The sequence below is a fragment of the Hymenobacter ginkgonis genome, assembly GCF_009755225.1.
Lineage (GTDB): Bacteria > Bacteroidota > Bacteroidia > Cytophagales > Hymenobacteraceae > Hymenobacter > Hymenobacter ginkgonis.
Genome location: NZ_WQKZ01000027.1, coordinates 1 through 984, shown reverse-complemented (window position 1 = coordinate 984; position 984 = coordinate 1). Strand labels below are relative to the sequence as shown.

Annotated in this window: 1 pseudogene; it reads left to right on the top strand. The window is 56.7% G+C overall.

The features are described 5' to 3' along the window. Window positions 1-726 (top strand): annotated as a pseudogene (locus tag GO988_RS23950) (hypothetical protein); the annotation flags it as partial. Between the last annotated feature and the right edge of the window lie 258 nt (window positions 727-984).

Here is a 984-nt window from a genome sequence, read left to right as displayed (position 1 = left end):
CTGCCCAACTCCTTCTATCCCAGCTTCAATGTCGAGAAGCACGGGGTCTGGAAAACCTACACCTATGTGCACGATGAGCAGACGGGGCTCACGCTGCCCCTCGACAGCGACCGCGACCCAGGGCGGGAGTTGGAGCTATCGTTTGACTTCAACGCGGCCTTCACCTCGGTTATCGTGTGCCAGGAGAACGGCCAGGAGTTTCGCTGCCTGGATGCCTTGTGGGTCAAGCAGAGCGCTACCACGGTGCTCGATGCGCTGGTAACGAAGTTCTGCGCTACCTACAAGAGCCATCAGCGCAAGCACGTGGTGATTTATGGCGACCGCAACGGCAACAACAAGCAGGTGGGCAGCAGCCTCACCTTCTACCAAACCATCCAGCAGCAGTTAGCCGCCGCTGGGTGGACGTCGGTGCTCATGGTGCAGGGCCTCGACCCCGACCACCGCCTCAAGCACATCGCCATCAATGAGCTGCTGGCCGAGAACAACCCCCGCCTGCCCGTGCTGCGCTTCAACCGCAACAAGTGCCAGTACCTGATCATTAGTATTCAACAGTCGCCCATCAATCCCGACTGGACTAAGAACAAGAAGAGCGAGAAGAGTAGCATCGATCAGGAGCGGGCGACCCACCTGAGCGACTGCTTCGACAACATCGTCTACCGCAAGTATGGCCACCTCTTTGGCCAGGTGCAGGTGCACGAGCCGGTGTACTTCCTGGGCCGCGGCTAGCCCTACCTGGTAGGCCAACTGGCAATTGCCAATCAGCAATTGGCAATTGCCAGTTTCAAATCATCAAAAAGGGCCCTGGCACTATTGCCAGGGCCCTTTTTGCGTTTATACCCCCCGTTCATATATTCCTCAAAATTGCTCGTTTGGCAATTGCCAAATGCTAAAGGGCGCGCACGGCCGCGTGGGTCACGCAATAAAAATCACCTCTTTTTTCGAGCGTTCTGCTTGATTATCGGGGCGTTAAGTCGAAAACACGCA